This is a genomic window from Arthrobacter sp. OAP107, from assembly GCF_040546765.1.
Classification (GTDB): Bacteria; Actinomycetota; Actinomycetes; order Actinomycetales; family Micrococcaceae; genus Arthrobacter.
Map to the genome: position 1 here is coordinate 124,136 of NZ_JBEPOK010000002.1, position 17,240 is coordinate 141,375.

16 protein-coding genes and 1 pseudogene are annotated in these 17,240 nt (G+C 61.1%); 9 read left to right on the forward strand and 8 right to left on the reverse strand.

Annotation, left to right across the window (positions count from 1 at the left end; genetic code table 11):
* Positions 1 to 3: 3 nt before the first annotated feature.
* Together ABIE00_RS25285 and ABIE00_RS25290 are read right to left on the reverse strand one after the other, a co-directional pair.
* Positions 4 to 291, reverse strand: coding sequence for a hypothetical protein (locus ABIE00_RS25285; RefSeq protein WP_009358107.1), 288 nt, complete (start codon positions 289 to 291; stop codon positions 4 to 6).
* Between the two features lie 14 nt (positions 292 to 305).
* A complete protein-coding gene (locus tag ABIE00_RS25290) occupies positions 306 to 899 on the reverse strand; it encodes a DUF6668 family protein (RefSeq protein ID WP_354263678.1) in 594 nt (197 codons plus the stop codon).
* A gap of 167 nt (positions 900 to 1,066) precedes the next feature.
* Between ABIE00_RS25290 and ABIE00_RS25295 the strand changes: the two genes are divergently transcribed.
* From ABIE00_RS25295 to ABIE00_RS25320, 6 genes and pseudogenes are all read left to right on the forward strand, one after another.
* On the forward strand, positions 1,067 to 1,336 hold the full coding sequence (locus tag ABIE00_RS25295; RefSeq protein ID WP_087874229.1) for a helix-turn-helix domain-containing protein: 270 nt from the start codon (positions 1,067 to 1,069) through the stop codon (positions 1,334 to 1,336).
* Positions 1,337 to 1,369: 33 nt separating this feature from the next.
* The gene (locus ABIE00_RS25300) at positions 1,370 to 2,452 is read left to right on the forward strand and encodes a CHAP domain-containing protein (protein ID WP_354263680.1); all 1,083 of its coding nucleotides are present in this window, start codon (positions 1,370 to 1,372) and stop codon (positions 2,450 to 2,452) included.
* A complete protein-coding gene (locus tag ABIE00_RS25305; RefSeq protein ID WP_354263681.1) occupies positions 2,449 to 2,964 on the forward strand; it encodes a hypothetical protein in 516 nt (171 codons plus the stop codon). The genes ABIE00_RS25300 and ABIE00_RS25305 overlap by 4 nt, the downstream gene beginning before the upstream one ends.
* A 6-nt stretch (positions 2,965 to 2,970) precedes the next feature.
* Positions 2,971 to 4,416, forward strand: coding sequence for a MinD/ParA family ATP-binding protein (locus ABIE00_RS25310; RefSeq protein WP_354263682.1), 1,446 nt, complete (start codon positions 2,971 to 2,973; stop codon positions 4,414 to 4,416).
* A gap of 194 nt (positions 4,417 to 4,610) precedes the next feature.
* On the forward strand, positions 4,611 to 4,847 hold the full coding sequence (locus ABIE00_RS25315; RefSeq protein WP_087874225.1) for a hypothetical protein: 237 nt from the start codon (positions 4,611 to 4,613) through the stop codon (positions 4,845 to 4,847).
* Between the two features lie 203 nt (positions 4,848 to 5,050).
* Positions 5,051 to 6,893, forward strand: a pseudogene (locus ABIE00_RS25320) (MarR family transcriptional regulator).
* Between the two features lie 190 nt (positions 6,894 to 7,083).
* On the opposite strand, the gene ABIE00_RS25325 reads toward ABIE00_RS25320, so the two are convergent.
* Positions 7,084 to 7,686, reverse strand: a complete 603-nt coding sequence (locus tag ABIE00_RS25325; protein WP_354263683.1) for a hypothetical protein — start codon at positions 7,684 to 7,686, stop codon at positions 7,084 to 7,086.
* A 143-nt stretch (positions 7,687 to 7,829) separates the two neighbouring features.
* Positions 7,830 to 8,771 (reverse strand): ParA family protein, encoded by a 942-nt coding sequence (locus ABIE00_RS25330; RefSeq protein WP_354263684.1) that lies wholly within the window; start codon positions 8,769 to 8,771, stop codon positions 7,830 to 7,832.
* A 1,105-nt stretch (positions 8,772 to 9,876) separates the two neighbouring features.
* Between ABIE00_RS25330 and ABIE00_RS25335 the strand changes: the two genes are divergently transcribed.
* From ABIE00_RS25335 to ABIE00_RS25345, 3 genes are all read left to right on the forward strand, one after another.
* On the forward strand, positions 9,877 to 10,467 hold the full coding sequence (locus ABIE00_RS25335) for a recombinase family protein (protein ID WP_354263760.1): 591 nt from the start codon (positions 9,877 to 9,879) through the stop codon (positions 10,465 to 10,467).
* A 386-nt stretch (positions 10,468 to 10,853) separates the two neighbouring features.
* The gene (locus tag ABIE00_RS25340) at positions 10,854 to 11,867 is read left to right on the forward strand and encodes a hypothetical protein (protein WP_354263685.1); all 1,014 of its coding nucleotides are present in this window, start codon (positions 10,854 to 10,856) and stop codon (positions 11,865 to 11,867) included.
* 279 nt (positions 11,868 to 12,146) lie between these two features.
* Positions 12,147 to 12,368 (forward strand): hypothetical protein, encoded by a 222-nt coding sequence (locus tag ABIE00_RS25345; RefSeq protein ID WP_354263686.1) that lies wholly within the window; start codon positions 12,147 to 12,149, stop codon positions 12,366 to 12,368.
* A gap of 69 nt (positions 12,369 to 12,437) precedes the next feature.
* Here ABIE00_RS25345 and ABIE00_RS25350 read toward each other — a convergent pair whose 3' ends face one another.
* From ABIE00_RS25350 to ABIE00_RS25365, 4 genes are all read right to left on the reverse strand, one after another.
* Complete coding sequence (locus ABIE00_RS25350) at positions 12,438 to 13,475, reverse strand: hypothetical protein (RefSeq protein WP_354263687.1); 1,038 nt, start codon at positions 13,473 to 13,475, stop codon at positions 12,438 to 12,440.
* The gene (locus ABIE00_RS25355; protein ID WP_354263688.1) at positions 13,465 to 15,129 is read right to left on the reverse strand and encodes an N-6 DNA methylase; all 1,665 of its coding nucleotides are present in this window, start codon (positions 15,127 to 15,129) and stop codon (positions 13,465 to 13,467) included. Before ABIE00_RS25355 ends, ABIE00_RS25350 begins: the two co-directional genes overlap by 11 nt.
* Before the next feature lie 119 nt (positions 15,130 to 15,248).
* Positions 15,249 to 16,094 carry a hypothetical protein gene (locus tag ABIE00_RS25360; RefSeq protein WP_354263690.1) on the reverse strand — a complete coding sequence of 282 codons (846 nt, stop codon included), beginning with the start codon at positions 16,092 to 16,094 and terminating at the stop codon, positions 15,249 to 15,251.
* Positions 16,095 to 16,353: 259 nt separating this feature from the next.
* Positions 16,354 to 17,235, reverse strand: coding sequence for a TIR domain-containing protein (locus tag ABIE00_RS25365; protein ID WP_354263691.1), 882 nt, complete (start codon positions 17,233 to 17,235; stop codon positions 16,354 to 16,356).
* Positions 17,236 to 17,240: the final 5 nt, after the last annotated feature.

Sequence of the window (17,240 nt, forward strand, 5' to 3'; positions counted from 1 at the left end):
TCCTTAGACCAGGGCGCCTACGACACCGCCTGCGGAGGCTGCGAGGATGCAGCCGCCCAGGACCCATGCCAGGCGGCCTGCGTGCTCGCCGCCTTCGCCGCGTCGGTTGTTGATCATCATCGTTCCGGCGGTGATCAGGATGCCGGCCACGGCCAGGCCGAAGACGATCCAGGCGACCCATTTGAGGATCGTCAGCAAACCTTCAGAGCCGGGAGGTGCTTCACCGGTGCCCGGGTTCGGTATCTCGGTGATGGCAAAGCTTGACCATTCCATGGCCTTGGAGAACAACATAGGGTTTCTTCTTTCTACTTGGCCGGGAGTGCGGCGGTGACAGTTACTGCGAGGTGTACCTGCTCAAGGACGGTGCGGGCTTCTTTGGAAAGTTCTTCGGGGGCGATGTCGTGGCCGTAACGCCATCCGTCCACCCAAGGAAAGTGCCACACGTGGGGCACTCCCCCGCCGACGACGCGGGAGAAGTCGCGGATTTCTTTGGGGAGCCGTCCGGGAGCGTCGGCCATGACCACCAGGCCAGCGACCTGGATCCCGGGAAGCGACCGTGAGGCCCATTCAGTTGCAGCCAACCGGGCCGCGCGCAGGCCGGGGATATTGGAACGCGCAACCAGGACGACGACGGACCCGGTTGCCGTCAAAGGCCAGTGATGATCGGCTGCCCTGGTGTTCTTGTCCAGGCGTGCAAGCGACGTTTCGCCCGCACCGCCGTGCACGCCAAGCCACCAGAAACCCGGTTCCCTCCCCGCAACGTTCCTTCGGGGAAGCCGGTCCGCTTGGTCCGGCTGCGGAACACTGAGCTGCGGCCTCGTCGCCCCCGTAGGGATGAAGGCCGGCTCTTCCGGGACGGCTGGAACAGGTTCGTCGATAGTTTCTGCGCCGAGCGTCACCCAGCGATTCTTTGAGACCGGCATTTCACATCCCCTACTAATGTCCGCAAAGATCGTATCGGTACCATCCGACACGAAAGGCCATAAGTGACCTCCAACAACAGCCTTAGTACCTTTCAATCACCTCCAGTACATCACAGTACCAATTTGTGGTCTACGATGGCTCTATGCGGTGGGACGGACTGAGCGTGGACCCCAAGTACCTGGAAGCACTCTTCGCCAAGTACCCGGAGCGTCTGACGCCTCAGGACCTCGAAGAGATCTTCGGGTTGTCCCGAAACACCGTCTACCGCTGGCTCCAAACCGGAGTGATTCCTGCTTACCAAGTCGAGAAGACATGGTTGATCGCCAGAGACCAAGTCAAGGACTGGGTCTGGGAGAACCGGAACACACTCAGGAAGGGCCAGACACCGGAAGTGAACGAGGACCAGCCCTAGGGCGAAGCAGCCGAACAGATGTGAGGGGGACACATGCCATCACCAACGAGCGGGCCCGTGCTGGTCGCCGGCGCCGTCCTTGCACCCGTCGGATTGGTGCTGTCCATCATCCTGTTCGGCGGGGGCTCCCAGGCCGCGGCCGACGTCTGCTCACCGACCGGTTCCAGCGTCAGCGCCGACGCAAGCCAAATGCCCCGGGTCGCTGTCGCCGGCTACGCGGGCGAACAACTGACGAACGCCGCCCTGATCATCAACGCAGGCAAAGCCCTTGGCCTGTCTGCCCGGGGGCAAACGATCGGTGTCATGACGGCCATGGGCGAGTCCGGGCTGCGTGTCCTGGACCACGGCGACGGACCGGGACCTGACTCCCGGGGACTGTTCCAGCAGCGCGACAACGGCACGTGGGGCACCTATCAGGCCCGGATGAACCCCACGGCCTCCGCCAGCAACTTCTTCAAGGCCCTGAAGAAGATCAACGGATGGGAACAGCTCGAACCCACCACGGCCGCACACAGGGTCCAGCGCAACGCAGACCCATTCCACTACCGGCCCTACTGGGCGGCCGCCGTCGAGGTCGTCGCCGCCCTGGGCGACGTGAAGGTCACCGCCGCCGGCGGGGAAAGGTCCTGCGGCATCCCCGGGCAATCCGGCAAAGACGATGACCTGCCGTGGGGCACGGCCAAGATCTACGAGCCATCCCCTCTGGGCATGTTCAACCGGGAATGCGTCGACTTCGCCCTCTGGCGAGTCAACCAGCAGCTGGGCAGCACCACAGCCCCCTACAAGATCCTGAACGGCACCTTCCGGCCCGACGGCGCCCTGCTCGGCTCTGCCCTGACCTGGAAGGACGGCTGGGACGCCAAAGGCTGGCCCACCGGCACAACACCACGTGTCGGCGCGGTCGTCTGGTACTCACCGGGAACCGGAGGCGCGGACGCCACCTACGGCCACGTCGCCATCGTCAAAGCCGTCAACGGTGACGGCAGCTTCCTCGAAGAGGGCTACAACGGCAACCCCGCCCCCAACGACCACACCTACTACACCCGCACAGTACAGAACGGCACTCCCAGCGCCTTTCTCTACCTGCCCGGCAGCGACTCACCGGAGGAACCATGAAACCCGCCCTGACAGCCCTCGCGGCCCTGCTCGTCTGTACGGCCTGCGCGCCGGTATCTAGTACAACGCCGGCGGAACCGTCCCCCAGCACTTCCACTACCGCGCCGGCCACCCTCAGCGCAGGCGGCAAGCCCCAAGCACCCGGCGGCACAGCGCCCGCCACCCTGGGCATTGCCTGGGACGAGGCAAGCAAAACAGCCGCGCTGGAAACCGCCACCAAGGCCATGACGCTCTACGCCCGCCCCACGGTTACGGACAAGGTATGGATCCAGGAGGTCGGGCAGGTCCTGACCGCCCAAGCCACCGCCGATTACCAATACGTTGACCCGGCCAACATCCCGGTCACCAAGGTCACCGGAATCGGCCAGCTCAAGATCGATGAGAACAACGGCTTCGGTTGCCATGTCGTGTTCCCCACCGATGCCGGCGACTACGACGTGCAGCTACTCCGCAGCGCAGCCGACAAGCCCTGGCAGGTCAACCGTTTCACACCCCCGAACGGCACAAAGTAAGGACTGATGATGGAAACCCAAGCACTCGACTTCCCCAAGATCAACGCCGTTCTCCGCACCAACGGAACCGGCGAAGTCACCATCAACGGGACCTCCCACGCGATCGAGGCCGCCGACGAAGCCGCCGTCCTTAGCGATGCGTTGCGCCTCATCACCGAAACCGCTGCTCAGCTCGGCCGACCCGTCCGCGTCAGCACCACCGATCCGGACGGGCAGGGCCTCATCATCGTCTCCCCCGAGGGCGTCGTCAGCGAAGCCACTCCAATCAAGCCCACCTCCCGTCGGGAGCAGGACACCTTGCCCGTTAAGGCCGCCCCTTCACCCGAGCCGGCCAAGGTCACGACCGCGCCCGCTCCGGCTCCCGCTGCCCCTCCGGCTGAGGAAACGCCGGCACATCCAGCCGACGCTGCGCCGGTGACCTTCGGAGCAGCTATCACGGATGCGCCCGCCCAGGGGCCCGCACCGGCCTCTACACCAGCCGTTGCGGAGCCTGCCACCCAGCGCAGCCTCAAAGACACCTCGTTCCTCATCAGCACGCCCATGCTCCAGCCCGCCACACGCGGCTGGCGCGGCGCTCTCAGCCGCCTGGGTTTCCGCATGGACCCCTCCGCCGAAGAACTGGCCGAACGCGAAGACATCCGCACCGTCAGCCAACACTGGCCCGGCCCCCGCACCGTCGCGGTCGTCAACCGCAAGGGCGGAGCGAACAAGACCCCCACCGTCGTCATGCTCAGCGCCATCCTGGCCCGCTACAGCGGCGCAGCGACCGTCGCCTGGGACAACAACGAATCACAGGGCACGCTCGGCTGGCGCACCGAACAGGGCGGCCACAACAACAGCGTCCTGGATCTCATCGACTCCTCCCAGGCGCTGCTCTCCCCCAGCGCCCAGGCAGCCGAGATCGCCCAGTTCGTCCACCACCAGACCTCAGACAAGTTCGACGTCCTGCGCTCAGACGAGAACGACGAAGGCGACCACGAAGTGACCGCAGAAGAAGTGGACATCGCCCACCAGGTACTCACCCGCTACTACCGGCTCATCGTGATGGACTCAGGCAACACCGCGCGCGCGGCTAACTGGCGCCGCATGATCCACCACACCAACCAGCTCGTCGTCCCAGTGACAGCAATCGAAGACCGCGCCGAAGCCGCCCGACTGACCCTCCAAACCCTCGAATCCCGTGGCGGCCACGACGCCGAACTGGCCCGCAACGCCGTCGTCATCGTCTCCGAATCCACCGACGCCAAGCGCAGCATGAGCGGCGACGCACTCAAACGCGCCAAAGACGAAGCCCAAAGGATCGCAGACGGCTTCACCCCCCATGTACGAGCCGTCGTCCGGATCCCCTACGACCCCGCCCTGGTCAACGGCCCCATCCGCTACGACGCCCTCCAACCCGCCACCCAGCGCGCTTGGCTCTCCGCCGCTGCAGCCGTAGCTCGGGGCTTCTGACCATGAACAACCGCCGAGCTCTCCGTCACAAATGCGACACGCGGCCGTTTTCTGAAAACAAATCCCCCGGAGGGCAATTACACGGTGGTAGTTTCGGAGCAGTCGCAACGGCATCGAAGTCAGTGCTAGCGGCTGGCCATACAACGATGAAGCTGTGTTCGCTGCGGCGGATGCAAAATTCAAAGGACAAGCACATGACGGCAGTAGCAGTAAATCGAGGCGGCGGGCGCCCCAGCAAAGGCCTGCGTAAGTTCATTGGTTTCCGCACACCGGAACACACTGCTGACGGTATCGCCAAAGTGGCAGCCCACAGGGGCCTGACCGTCACCGAATACGTTCTGTCCGTTGTAGAGCCAAAGCTTAAAGAGGACCTTGCTGCGCTCGACCAGGATGACTACCAGCAGGAGCTGCCGATCCGCATCGCCTCTTAACAAAAAAGAAGGCCCGCACAAGGCGGGCCTTCGAAGCTTGAGACTTACCCTCTGGATTGCTTGCCGGCGGATCAGATTGTAAGTCGTGGAGAGCCTGAAAAGGCCATCCCTTGTGTTGCTATAAAACCGATCTGGCAGGATCGGCCCCTTTTCGTACCTCAATCCCCGAAAGGATTACCCACATCGTACATCAGCACGTCTCCGTGCTTCCAGCGCGCCCAAATTTGGGCGTGTCATGGCAGCCAGACGACCCAGCAACCGTTTGGGCTGCGCTAGCTCCGCTGCTCGCTGGCCAGCCTCGTGTCCGATTGTCTCGTGACGCAGGGAAGACCTACCCGCAGAAACACGAACGGAACCTCACCGAATCCCTTCCTTCATTGCCTGCTGCAGTACGAATTTTCGGGAAGGACGGCACCTGCGCGGCGATCTTCCTCGACTTCGACTCCTCGGTAGCAGGCACCGACCAGGTCCATGCCGACGTCCGCGCCGTTCAGGCATGGTTGCATTTGGTTGGAGCCCGGTGGATTGAGGACTTCTCACCGAACGGTGGCCGCCATGTTTACGTCCCGCTGGCGCAGCGGGTCACCTTCTCCGAGGCGCGTGATCTTGTCGAGGCGCTGGGGACCCGGTACCGGACCCTGGATAAGACCCCGCACCAGAACCTTCTTCACGGGTGCATGCGAACCCCCGGGTCACCGCACAAGCGTGGCGGCCACCAGGAACTGGCCATGAGTCTGTCCATGGCCTACGACATTGCCCGACGTCCTAACAACACCTCGGTATGGGCCGCCATGACCAAAGATCTGGCCGCCGAGATAAAGGCTGTCCGCGCCCTCCGCCAGGAAGAGTCCTTCAGCCTGGCCACCGCCGAAGCGCCCGTCATCGACCAGCCTGGGGGGCGGATGTCCCGCCCCATGCAGGTGCTCGCCCAGACCGGCCTGTACGACACCAACAGATATGCCTCTGACTCCGAGGCGCGCCAGGCGGTCATCCTCAGTGCCGCGGCCGCCGGTCTCGAGCTCGTGGATGTGGAACGCCGAATGCTGCAGGGAACCTGGCCCGGGTTGGCCTCCTTCTATGCCCGCTATGCAGCCCGCCACCGATTCACCTCACTGCGCCGCGACTGGATGAGCGCACTCAGCTACCTGAACAAAAAGACGGTCCAAACCGACCGGAATGACAATGTCCGCAGATCCCCCACAAGCCAGCCAAATACACAGGCGGTATGGATAAAGGGTTCAAACCCAATTTCAAACCCCGATGCGGAGCATCGGTTTATCCGGACCTGGCGAAGTGCTCTAAGGATCAAGGAGGTGAACTACCAGCTCCCCAGGTTTGGCATGGCCCGGAGAATGGTGCTGAGGGCTCTGGGGGAAGCAGCGCACATGTCGGCATCTCGTTTTGTTGAATTCGGCGTCCGGTCCATTGCCGTGGCCACTGGTCTTGACCACACGACCGTTGCGCTGCATCTGAGGGAGCTGCGTGCGGAGAAGGATCCCTTGGTTACCTTGGTTGAAGAGGGCCAGGGGGACGAAGGGCGATCTATACATGCTCACCGTGCCCGAAGAGTTGAAGACAGCGGCCGAGGATGCTAGCTGGCAGAAGGGGAAAATCCACTCGCTCCGCCCGGTTTTCCGTGAGCTGGGGCTGCCGGCCGCGTTCGTCTACGAGGCGCTAGAGCACTCCCCCGCGATGCCGACAGCTGAGATTGTGCGGATCACGCGGCTGTCTCGTTCTGCGGTTCACGAAGCTCTGGAAGTCCTCGCCGCCTGGAACTTGGTCGTACGCAGTCCCAGCCGGGCCTGGTCAATCGTAGCCGGGACATCACTGAGACAGCTCGCCGAACAATTCGGGGTCTTCGAAGCGGTTGCCCTGCAGTTACAGCGCTACCGCAACGACCGGATTATCTGGCGGGAATGGCTTGCCAAAAACGTCAACACCGTGCCAGAGCTGCTCTCCCCCGACGAAGACTATCCTTGGGAGATGTTCGAGGAGCCACCCGATGAATGGTCACTGTCTGCCATGGCCTTCAACAGAACTGGATGAGGGTCAGTGCCAAAGGGTGCCTGCGAGTCGTGTGCTCATTCCCCCGGTCTGCGCCCCTTGACGGGTGGATGCGGCCGGCCGCCGCATCCACTTCCTTGGTGTAACTTTGCGCTCTCCATTTGGTGCCATAACTCATGCCATAAGCACTACAGGAAGGCAAGCCATGCTTGTCTCAGGAGGTCCATCATCACTACCCCGCAGGCTGTCCCGCTTGGAGATGAAGTTTGAAGACGACCGAGACGAGCGCGCTGCGTGACGGTGCGTCGAACTCGGTGACCTTTTCATCCAGCCAGGCAACCTGCAGCCCATCGAGACGCAGCTGGATCTGGATGCCGGCCTCTCCCCGTTTACGCGGTGCGCGGCGGGGCATGCCGGAGCTCGTCAGCGTGGTCTCGGGAGTGAACTCCTTGGTGATCTGCTCGTCGTCAACGGCTTCGAAGGCGTCAATTAACAGGTCTGCGTACGTGGTCCGTTCCTGGTAGACGGCATCCTTGACCTGTGCCAGGAGCGCCGGCGGCAGGTACACCCCGACGTTTCGCAGCGCCCCGGGAACCAGCTCGGAGGCTTTGGTCGCGTTAGTAGCTTTCTTGGGAGCAGGTTGCTGCCGCGTGGTGGCCTTTAGGGCCTTGACTGATGTAGGCGTGGGTTCCGCTCGCTCTCCTGCTGCCTCAAGGTGCGCCTCCTCAACAGGTGCCTGCTCAGCCGGCCGCTTGTCCGCCTGCGGCTGCTCGGTAGGTACCTGCGTGTCAGCGGGCTCGGGTGCTGCTGTTGGAGGCACCTGGACAAGTTCCACGGCCGGCGCCTCCACGGACTCTCCGGTTTTGGGTTCCGGTGCAGGCGTGCCCCTCCCCCGCTTTGGAGCCAGCAACCCTTGCAGTGCTGCACCGCGGGCAGGCGCTACAGGTGCGAATGCCCCCGCAAGGCTCTGTCGGCCGCTCATGCTTCGTTCCCGCTTTCGATCTCGTTCAGTCGGGCGAGGATCTCGCCGGTCAGCTGCTCGTACTCTTCAGCGAGTCCCCCGGCGTTGCGCGAGAAGAAGCCGTCCGCGGGCTTCTCCCCCGCCCGAAGCGCCTTTAGGCGGTTCTTCTGAGCGTCGGTAACGGCACCTTCAAGTTCGTGGAAGAGCAGGCCTTTGCGGCGGGCGTCCGCGCTTGCGCTCTCCAGGTTCCTGATCCGGGTTGCGAAGACTGGGGCGACGGTGCCGAGCATTTCTTCCAAGGTGTCTCGGACGCTGCGTTCGAGGCGCATGGAGCGCGGGCCGACACCGAACAGGACGATACCTGCCAACTGCAGGGACGGGTTCCGGTCACGTACAGCCATGAAGCGACGTGCAATGCGTTCGACACCGTCGATGCTCGCATCATCGGAACGGGTAGGAATGACGACTGCACTGGAGATCGCGAAGGCGCCTTCTACGAGGATCCGCTCCCCCGGAGGGGTGTCGATCAGGATCAAGTCGTAATCGTCTGCCAGCGGGGCCAGGACGGCGTAGAGCATGTCGCCGAAGTCGCCGGCGTCGGAGCGGCTTGAGCGGGACACCATTAGGCCTTGGATGTCTTCGAGGTCCTGGCCGCCTGGGATGACGTCAAGGTTTTCCCGGACGTCGCGCAGGATCATCGGGGGCGTGCCGGCGATCAGGGCCTGGAAGAATTCCCTCCCTGTCTGCCGGTCGTATCCAAGGTCGCGGGCCAGGTCGCCCTGCGGGTCAAGGTCGATCAGCAGCACACGGGAGCCAGCCAGCGCGACGTACCCGCCAACATTGGCTGCGGTGGTCGTCTTGCCGACTCCGCCTTTGCCGTTGGCCAGGGAGATGACACGGTCAATGGCCCGTGTTGCCCGGGATTTCGGGGGTGCAGGGGTTTGCAGTGATCGTGCCATCGGCCGGCGACTCTCCTACTTGGTGGGTTGCATGTTGTCCTGCTGTCAACGCTATGTGCAGTCCTCCCGAAATGCTCGTAGTGACACGCATGCGAAGTAATGCAGGGCGTTAAATGATTCCCTTCATGGAGCCCCACGTTGTTATGAAGGTTGGCCATCGTATCTGCTCCCTCATGTGGATTCACGCTGGCGGTCGGACTGATACTTCAATTTGGGTTCCTACCTGAAAGGATGCACGGTCTCCCGTCTGATGAGTAGCGGGAGCTTCAACCGGATTGGAAGCGGGGTCTGCCATAGAGCGTCTTGTTGCCCTGCTCATTAGTCGTCGGGTGGGTGTTCTTATGAGGTATCTGGCGTGCACACAAATGAGACCTGCTGCCGCTTCTCCCGTGAGTTCTATGGCCACTTTTCTCGCTCGTTTTCCCCCTGTCCTTCCTATAGGAGATATGGCAAGCCTTATGGCATGAACCCCCACTGTGGAAATGTTGTCGAGCAACAAAGAGTGCAGTTGCGCCGTCGTCCCGACCTCTCATGCTAGCGAGGGGCGCGCCAGAACGTTCCCCGCTGGCCAAGCGGACAGCTACCCGCGATTACGCCACATCGCTTCATGGATGGTTCATCCGGCGGTCGCCCATCAGGACGAATCCCAAGTGCTCCTGCATCTATTGGCCAGCGCGTGTGAAGTAGCCGGCGAGTCCGCTTGTGGAGGGAGAATATGGGAACGGGCGGAGTAGCACTTCTCAACGGCGCTAAACGAGACGCCTGTTGCTCTCGGGCTGGTCGACGTGAGCAACAGGACGGGGCCGTAGAGCCTTGGCTATCCCACGGCAGCACATCGGTAGCCATCCCGTGAGTTCATGGGGCTACCGCCGCGGAAGACCGACCCTGTCGGGAAAGGGGTGCGCGCTGGGACGCAATAGGGGAGTAGTGGACTGACGGCCCTGACGTGCAGCTGCCCGACATTGAGCCGTGCTGGTCAATAACGACCGTTTCTGACCTACCCTCGGCGGGCCTCCGGGAGAAGTCGAAAAAGTGCTCCTATCGTTGGTCAGAACTGGTTGCCGAAAAGAAAGACGGTCAAACGGCGGAGAGGATGGTTTTTGACGTGTCCAGGAACGTAGTCGGCTATGCGAGGGTCAGTACTCGTGGTCAATCGCTCGATTCGCAGGTGGACGCGTTGGTAGCGGCCGGGGCGGTCCGCGTCTTTCAGGAGTACGCCTCCGGTGCTACCCAGGCAAGGGCGCGGTGGAAGGACTGCTTGGATTACCTGCAGCCGGGCAACGTGCTATTGGTCGCGGACCTGACCCGGCTAGGCCGTAGTACCTCCGACCTCGCGGACATCGTCACAGTGCTGGGTCAACGGGGGATAGGCTTCCGTTCCTTGGCTGAGCCTTGGCTGGATACGACCAGCGCCCACGGCAAGCTCATCTTTGACATGTTCGCTTCCATCGCGGAATACGAACGATCACGGCTATCGGAAAGAACAAAGGCCGGGCTGGCCGCAGCGAAAGCGCGAGGCCGGCTCGGCGGCCGTCCGCGATCGATGACGCCAGGGAAACTGGAAACTGCCCGGCAGCTGCGTAACGAAGGAAAAACTTTGAAAGAAACGGCGGACCGGCTTAGCGTGAGCGTTTCATCACTGACTCGGGCTCTTAGCAGGAACGACGTTCCAGACGTCGCATCCGAACTCGACTAGCGGGCCCTGCAGGCTAGCCGGTGATCGGGTTACCGTAGCGACCTCATCAAAGGAGCGTTTCTCTTTTGTTGAGAAAGGAACACGTGGGACACATTGTTGAGACAAAGGTAGCCCGCTGAATGGTTGGTCGCTAACGACGCTGGCAGCTGGCTGTCCCGTCCTGATAATGGATCCATAGATGAGACACCGATGCCTACAAAGGTGTTTGCCACCCTTATTCCCTTTCATCAGACATAGACGTCGTTGAGGTTGCCCTGCATGGCTGCCACATCCTGAGCTAACCGATACCGCGGATCTACCGGGATAGGCTGTCGTGACGTAAGAAGACCGACCGACAGGACTGGAGCTCGATGGCTGGGAATGACCCCGCACTGCAGGAAATCCGAATGCTTGCAGCGAAGGTCGCCGCGCTGGCGAGTGAAATTTCAGATTTACGCCACCTCGGACGACGCAGCGAAGTGGACTTCGACTTCTTGGAGTTCACTCTGGACACCTGGGCGCGGCTGCTGTCAGACACCCACGTTCAAGAGCTATACGCGGACGAGAAGCCCCCGGAGTTTTCATCGAAGGGAACCGTCCAAAACATCTCCCCAGCAGTGCTGTTTGGCGTCGAAAGCTATGTAAACCTGCTCCGCCGCGGCCTGACTGATAGTGAATCTCAGGACGTGATGGGAGTTGCCGCGCAGCTCTTTGACCTATTCGCTGAAGTAGCGCGTCGCTTGCGGAAACAGGCTAAGGTCCCGGTCTCCGCCACCTTAGAGCAGCTGTTGGCCCGCTATGACTTCATGGCCGAAATGAGGGCCACGCGAGTTCTGCGACAGCAGGCAGAAGAGCTAGTGGCCAGCACCGAGAAGTCGGCTTCCAAGGCCTCAGAAGCTGCCACGTCAGCTTCTGAGGCAGCCGGCACTGCCGGCGAAAGCACCTTGGCCTCATACTTCGAGGCTTTCACTAAAGATGAGTGGGAGTCGGCAACCAGATATCGCGTGTGGACCATCCGCCTTCTTGCGATCGGCGGTGGCCTCGCCGCAGTCTTCCTTTTGCTACCGGCTTTTGGGGTCGAGGCACTCGCCTTGGAAGCTGGGGACTACGTCCATCTCGCACAGAGGATCATAGTCACGGCCGCGGTCTTCGCCTTGGCTGCCTACCTGGCTCGGCAATCCCACCAGCACCGAACGTTGGCCAACTGGGCTAAGACGCTTTCCGTCCAGTTGAAGACCTTCGACGCCTTCATGGCCCCGCTCGACTCGAACGACGCAAAGGAGGCTCTGCGTGCCCAGTTTGCCGCGCGTGTCTTCGGGGAGCCCCCTGTCCTGCGTGGTGATGCTTCATCGGAGGACTCCTCCTCAGTCCACGATAAAATTTTCGACATCCTGTCTCGCAGCATGGGGAAGCCACAGTAAAGTGTGAGGTCCGAGCAGCAAGATACTGCTGGGCCTTTCTTCCATCTCGTATAAGGGGAATCCCCCGACCCTCCCAGTTCACAGCAAAGCCGCAACGCCGGGGCGTTGACGGAACCAGGATCCTTCCGACGTGGGTGTTTGTTCGCGATGAGACGTCTCGTATCCCAAGGTTTCGAGACACACAAGGGTCGCACTGTACTCAAAGCGAATGCCGTATTCCAGTGTTGGGAATGTCGCAGTAGGGGCGAAATGTCAGACCCGGCAACTACTCTTCGGATCATGACCATTGATTCAGCAGTTGTTGGCTTCCTCGCCGAGTGGGGAAATTCCCCACTCGGTATCGCAGTTCTCACGGCTCTTGTGTTGGGTACTCTGCGAAGCATCCCCAAGCTTTTGAGCGGCTTCATTCGCGGACTCAGGAACACGCCTGAGCGGATATTGATGGGCGTGTTGGAGGCTATTGATAAAAGGACTTCCTCTAAGTCCGACGGCCTGTTGTAAGTTCCAAGTTCCCCCGCCCTCGTATGCGGAGACCGCAATCTCTATGGACGAGCTCGAATGCTTGCGTGGCTACGCCGGGGAAGTCGGGTTAGCCCTACGGAATCGGGCTTCGCGATGGTGGGTGACGGGCGTGGCGTCAATAACGCGCCTTGCCATTTCTCCAATGAAGTACCCGGGTTGCAGATCTTCTGGAACCCGCGCTCTCTGAATGATGACGGCCGGCAGATTCGCTAACGCCGCATCAACTTCGGATTCTTCAACGAGGTCAGCCACAGCCTCCGGTTCCTCAGCAGGCGGAGTAAGGCCCGCATCTGCAAGGGGGTCCTCGCCATCTCCGGGATCATCCGTATCGTTGGTGCCGGCAAGATGATCCCCGTACTCGATGATGATGAGTGAGACAGCGTGGTAGGCGTCGTCTTCCCTGCCAAGTTTTTGAAGCAGGTCGATTAGCCATTCAGCTTTGTCTGGTGCTTCTTCGAAGATGGTGGAGCGGAGACCGTACATGAATCCCAGGGCAGCCAAAGGATGGCGCAAGCGCAGGTTCTTAGCATCGCCATAGGACTCTTCAACCCTGTTGGCTGCATTCTTTCCGAAACTTGAATCCATCCGCTTGGTGCTTACGAGGAGTTCAGGTCCGGCCGCCCAGTTCGCCATCACGACATCTACCTGCTTGACGTAGTTCTTCCCTAATATGTTGGCGCTGGATGCTGCGGCGCCGGCCGGGGGAGTGGCGGCGCGGAGTCGCTTCCACAGGGTCTCACGCTCCTTAGCAGTGACCTTCTCGAGCAGGCTCACTATTGGCCCGGGCAAGATGCGGGGCGCCGTGGGTCGGGGCCACACTGCATCAGCATCGAACCCGGCCCGACGCAGCTCGTAGGAAACCCAGACGTCCAGCGCAAGGGCCGGGACCCCTGTTGTGGTCTCGGCCTTGAGATAGAGGGGGACCCCAAGCAAGCGGGTCAGAGTCTCGTAATCGGGCTCGTACTTCAGGGCACCGCTGTCGTCTTTAGTCCAGGGGTTGGTGTGTACACCCTCTGGTGCCGCGTCGGACACGATGCGGTCAAAGATTGCCCATGCTTTGGCCTTTGTTGATGGTTCAGCGGCCACTTCGTCCCCTTGTTACCCTGCGGGCGGTCATGTTCTTCTGCGCGTCTCGGACCGTCTTTATCGCATCTTCTGTGATGACGCCCGAATCCAGGACGAGGGCCTTATCCACGAGGTACACGGCATCGGTGAGCTTGCCTTGCTGCAGCAGCCTGCCCACTTTGGTTTTGATGGCACGGAGTTGGGTTTCACGCTCACGGATCAGGTGGGGTGATGGCATCGCCCACACGTCCGCTTCTCGTGGTTCGAGTTTCAGGATGCCTCCGCCGTAGGACCGCCCGACCATTTCCGCATTGAGGAGGGTGATTGAATTTAGGCTCGCAAGCGGCAACAGCTCCCGCCCCAACGCCTTGTTCTCCTCTCGGAGGTAAACACCGTGAACGGAATTCAGGTGGTGCGCGCCGGCACTGTTCGTGGTCAGCCGCGGAGTGTCGGCATTCATGCACGTCAGTAGTAAGTCAGCAGCAGGTAGAAGCGGTACGCGGTACCAGGGCTTCCGAACCCGGCATTTGTACGCTTGGTCCACCCCGGCCCTGTGGCCAGTTTCAACGTACGCCTGGGCAGCAGGAGACAGCGATTCACTGGGGCGGAAGAGCCAGGTGGACCGGCCCTCATGGCCAAGACTGGCCATCTGTGTGTTGGAGAGCTCGAGGCCTCGTAGGTGGGCACTTCCTGGGGGCGACAGTTTAATGAGGTCCCTGCGGGTGAGCCCGAGTTCGGCCACACGGGCTGGGGAAAGGGCAAAGAATTTGTTGTTTCCGGTGACCATGCCCAGGGTAGTGTCGCCCCAGACCTCAAGATCGGTGAATTGACCGGCCTCTTTCAGGCTCCGCAATGGTTCGATGGCGTCAGCGTTGACGAGCAATCCGGTCCATTTCCCCGCAGGGTCCGGCGGTGTCCATCGAAGGGGGAGATCCATTGTGGCGAGGGCGGAGGCATCTTTGGCCTGGTGGATTACGGCGTGGTCAGTTGGCCCGTCATCGAATCCGTCAGCCAGAAGCAATACGACGTCAGCTTCGGCATCAGGAAAAACTTGCTCTGTGAAGAGGACCAGTTCAATGCTCCGGAATTTGTCGAAGAGAAACTGCCTGACAGCCGCAGCATAGTTAACGCTCAGAAGCTCGGCAGGCAGTACGAGCCCCATCCTGCCGCCTGGCTTCAGGAACAAGGCAGAGTGGACAGTGAAAGCGGCCCAACTCGATGCCAGTGCGGTCAGTGAAACTCCAACTTTCAAGGCGGCTTCGCGGGAGCGGGTGCGGGATTCCCCTGTGAAGTCTTGATAGCGAATGTACGGTGGGTTTCCGATGACAGCGGAATAGAGAGGCTGTGGCTCTACCCGGAAGAAGTCGCTGATAGTTATGCGCGGTATTCCGCCCGCTTCCTCGATCCGTGAGCGAGCCGTGTGGGCGCTGCCAGCGTGAATTTCCACGCCGTCCACTCGGGGAGGCTCGGCCGCCTCTCCACCAAGGCTACGAAGGCGTTCCACTGCGCTGACCAGGAATGCTGCGTCGCCGGTCGAGGGCTCCAAGACCAAGTCATCCGAGCTGCGGATTGCCCAATCAGAAATGAAACGAGTGATCGCTTCAGGGGTGAAGAAAGCCCCACGCGCTTTACGGACCTCGGCGGTGTCCAAGTCGGCAGACAAGAGGGAAGACATGCCCTCCATTCTGGTGCATCCGACCGACATCCCGGTTCATGGTTGGCCGGATGGCAGTGTCCCACCGAAAGCTTCCCGCTTCTAAGGAAGTGGGACAGTCCAAAACGGACGGCTTTTGTTTACTCGTCGCCTAGCCATGCCTCAGGGTTCTGAGCCATGTCTACCAAGCCTTCGGCGTATTCTTCCGCGGCCTTGCACATGGCTTTCAGGCGGTTGTCGAGAGGCCCCCACGGTCGAGAAGGTTGCCCTGTGCTGGGGTGAGGAGACAGTTCGAGTCCTTGAACGTCGATCCCTAATACGATGTTCAAGCTGAGCATCTGCGGGCTCAACTCTTCTGGGCTGACTTTGGTGAAGGTCACGACAACGCCGTCTTCGCCCACCGGCCCTTCCTTCACCGCCAAATTGTGAATCGCTTCCTTGTCGTAGGTGCCTTTTACCTCCTCCAGCCACATGCACAGTTCATGCGGGGAACGGTGGCGGTCCAGTCGCGCGAGGTCGTGCAGGATACGCAGACAGTTCCACTCGGGCCATTCTGCTTGGAATGGCTGGATCCGGTGAAGTGCCGCGATTAGGTGCGGCGACAAGTGCTCTCGACGCTTCTTGTTGTCCCTCCATTCATTGGGCGTGAGGGCTATTGGCCACTGAAGCTTCGTTCCGCCTGGGGGTGGATTCATACCTGAATCGATGATCGCAACAGCGTATAAACAGTTGTCCAGGCCGGCGCGGAGATTTTGAAGCGCCTCCCCGAGAAGAATCGGTAGCTCGATGGGGATAGGTTCGCGACGGACTGCGCGTAGGCTGCCTTGCCCTAGCTCGTTTAGGTCCTTTAGGTCCGCTGCGAGGTCGGCAGGACGTCTTCCAATGTATTCATCAACTACTTCAGCAAATTCCTTGATGTTGTCGTGGGCGCGTTTGATACGGGCCCTCGACATGTCGAGCTCACGTATGAGAGTCATTTGTTCCACCAAGGAAGGGTGCTGCCGCCGTGGTTTGTGTTTGCGAGGATTCTCAATGGATCACGTATCCTTCTAGGGCTGAGTTACAAGTTGTACGGGGGCACCCGGGTGGTGCTTTGGCGCGATGCCTTCCCAAACAGCTCAGGGACGAAGTCAAGGTGCAGCGGCCCGTAGGGTGCTCCCGGTATGTGGCCGGGTTTGAGCGCTGTTCCCCTCGCGGGGACTGTGTCATTGAGTTGGCAGAAAGCGCGGGGGGAGCCTCACCTTCCTAGCCGAAGGGGGAGTTCTCGACGGCGTCCTGGAGTGCGCGGTTGACTCGCAGCCCGTTGGCTCGTAGTTCGGCAACGAACGTTCTCAGCTCAGCACGGGTGCCAGCTGGGCGTCTGCGGGGAAGCGTGAATTCCTTACCCTTAGGCGATCTCAGGCGAAGCGTCGTCGGGTTGTTCTTGACCACGGACCATCCTTGGCTCGTTGCGTTGCTGCAGAGCCAGTTGATCTCTTCTTCCAGAGCCTTGAGTGTCTGCTCTGCATGGCTTGCTGCGAGGAGACCCGGGACTGCATTCTGAGCAGTCTCTCGTCGTGTTTGCGGTTCTCTTGCGACCTCGGAGAGTGCTTTTTTCGCCAGGGCTTCCACGTCACGAATCGTTTCAGACTCGGTTTGGGATGTTGGGCCGTCCCGAGCTATCCGGGGTCCAAGTCTCCTGACCTCGTCAATAATGTCCAGCACGACTCCATTCAGCGCCGCTGCCATGTTCCCATCCTGTCGGATCGGATAAGGAAGGTATGTGATGCCGGCTAAGTCTGTAGGAAGCTTGAGGTCCACACCCTTCGGCAGAACCATATAGGTTCGTTCCGGTCCCAACGCTCCCATGAACAAGCCCAGCTCGAAAATCACGTTGTCCCGGGGTGCTTGAGTCTTGGATTCCCGGCTCTCTACGTCGTCGTCGGGGCTAAGGACCATAACCGCGAAGTCTGAGGCCTGTGCGCTGCCAACAAGGGCGGCCAGGGGGTGTTGGCTCGGACGGAACACCCCGTGAGTCCATACTGTGGATTCAGTCAGCCCGTGGCGGTCCAGCCCAGCATGCAACCGTTCGGCGACGTCCTTCCCTTCACTAGATGAACCTATAAACAAGTTCGCCAGTGCAGCCACTCGTC

Excerpts from the sequence above, each read along its gene's own strand:
- ABIE00_RS25285 (WP_009358107.1), bottom strand. The coding sequence starts at position 291 with ATGTTGTTCTCCAAGGCCATGGAATGGTCAAGCTTTGCCATCACCGAG.
- ABIE00_RS25295 (WP_087874229.1), top strand. The coding sequence starts at position 1,067 with ATGCGGTGGGACGGACTGAGCGTGGACCCCAAGTACCTGGAAGCACTC.
- ABIE00_RS25300 (WP_354263680.1), top strand. The coding sequence starts at position 1,370 with ATGCCATCACCAACGAGCGGGCCCGTGCTGGTCGCCGGCGCCGTCCTT.
- ABIE00_RS25305 (WP_354263681.1), top strand. The coding sequence starts at position 2,449 with ATGAAACCCGCCCTGACAGCCCTCGCGGCCCTGCTCGTCTGTACGGCC.
- ABIE00_RS25310 (WP_354263682.1), top strand. The coding sequence starts at position 2,971 with ATGATGGAAACCCAAGCACTCGACTTCCCCAAGATCAACGCCGTTCTC.
- ABIE00_RS25315 (WP_087874225.1), top strand. The coding sequence starts at position 4,611 with ATGACGGCAGTAGCAGTAAATCGAGGCGGCGGGCGCCCCAGCAAAGGC.
- ABIE00_RS25330 (WP_354263684.1), bottom strand. The coding sequence starts at position 8,771 with ATGGCACGATCACTGCAAACCCCTGCACCCCCGAAATCCCGGGCAACA.
- ABIE00_RS25340 (WP_354263685.1), top strand. The coding sequence starts at position 10,854 with ATGCTTGCAGCGAAGGTCGCCGCGCTGGCGAGTGAAATTTCAGATTTA.
- ABIE00_RS25345 (WP_354263686.1), top strand. The coding sequence starts at position 12,147 with ATGACCATTGATTCAGCAGTTGTTGGCTTCCTCGCCGAGTGGGGAAAT.
- ABIE00_RS25355 (WP_354263688.1), bottom strand. The coding sequence starts at position 15,129 with ATGTCTTCCCTCTTGTCTGCCGACTTGGACACCGCCGAGGTCCGTAAA.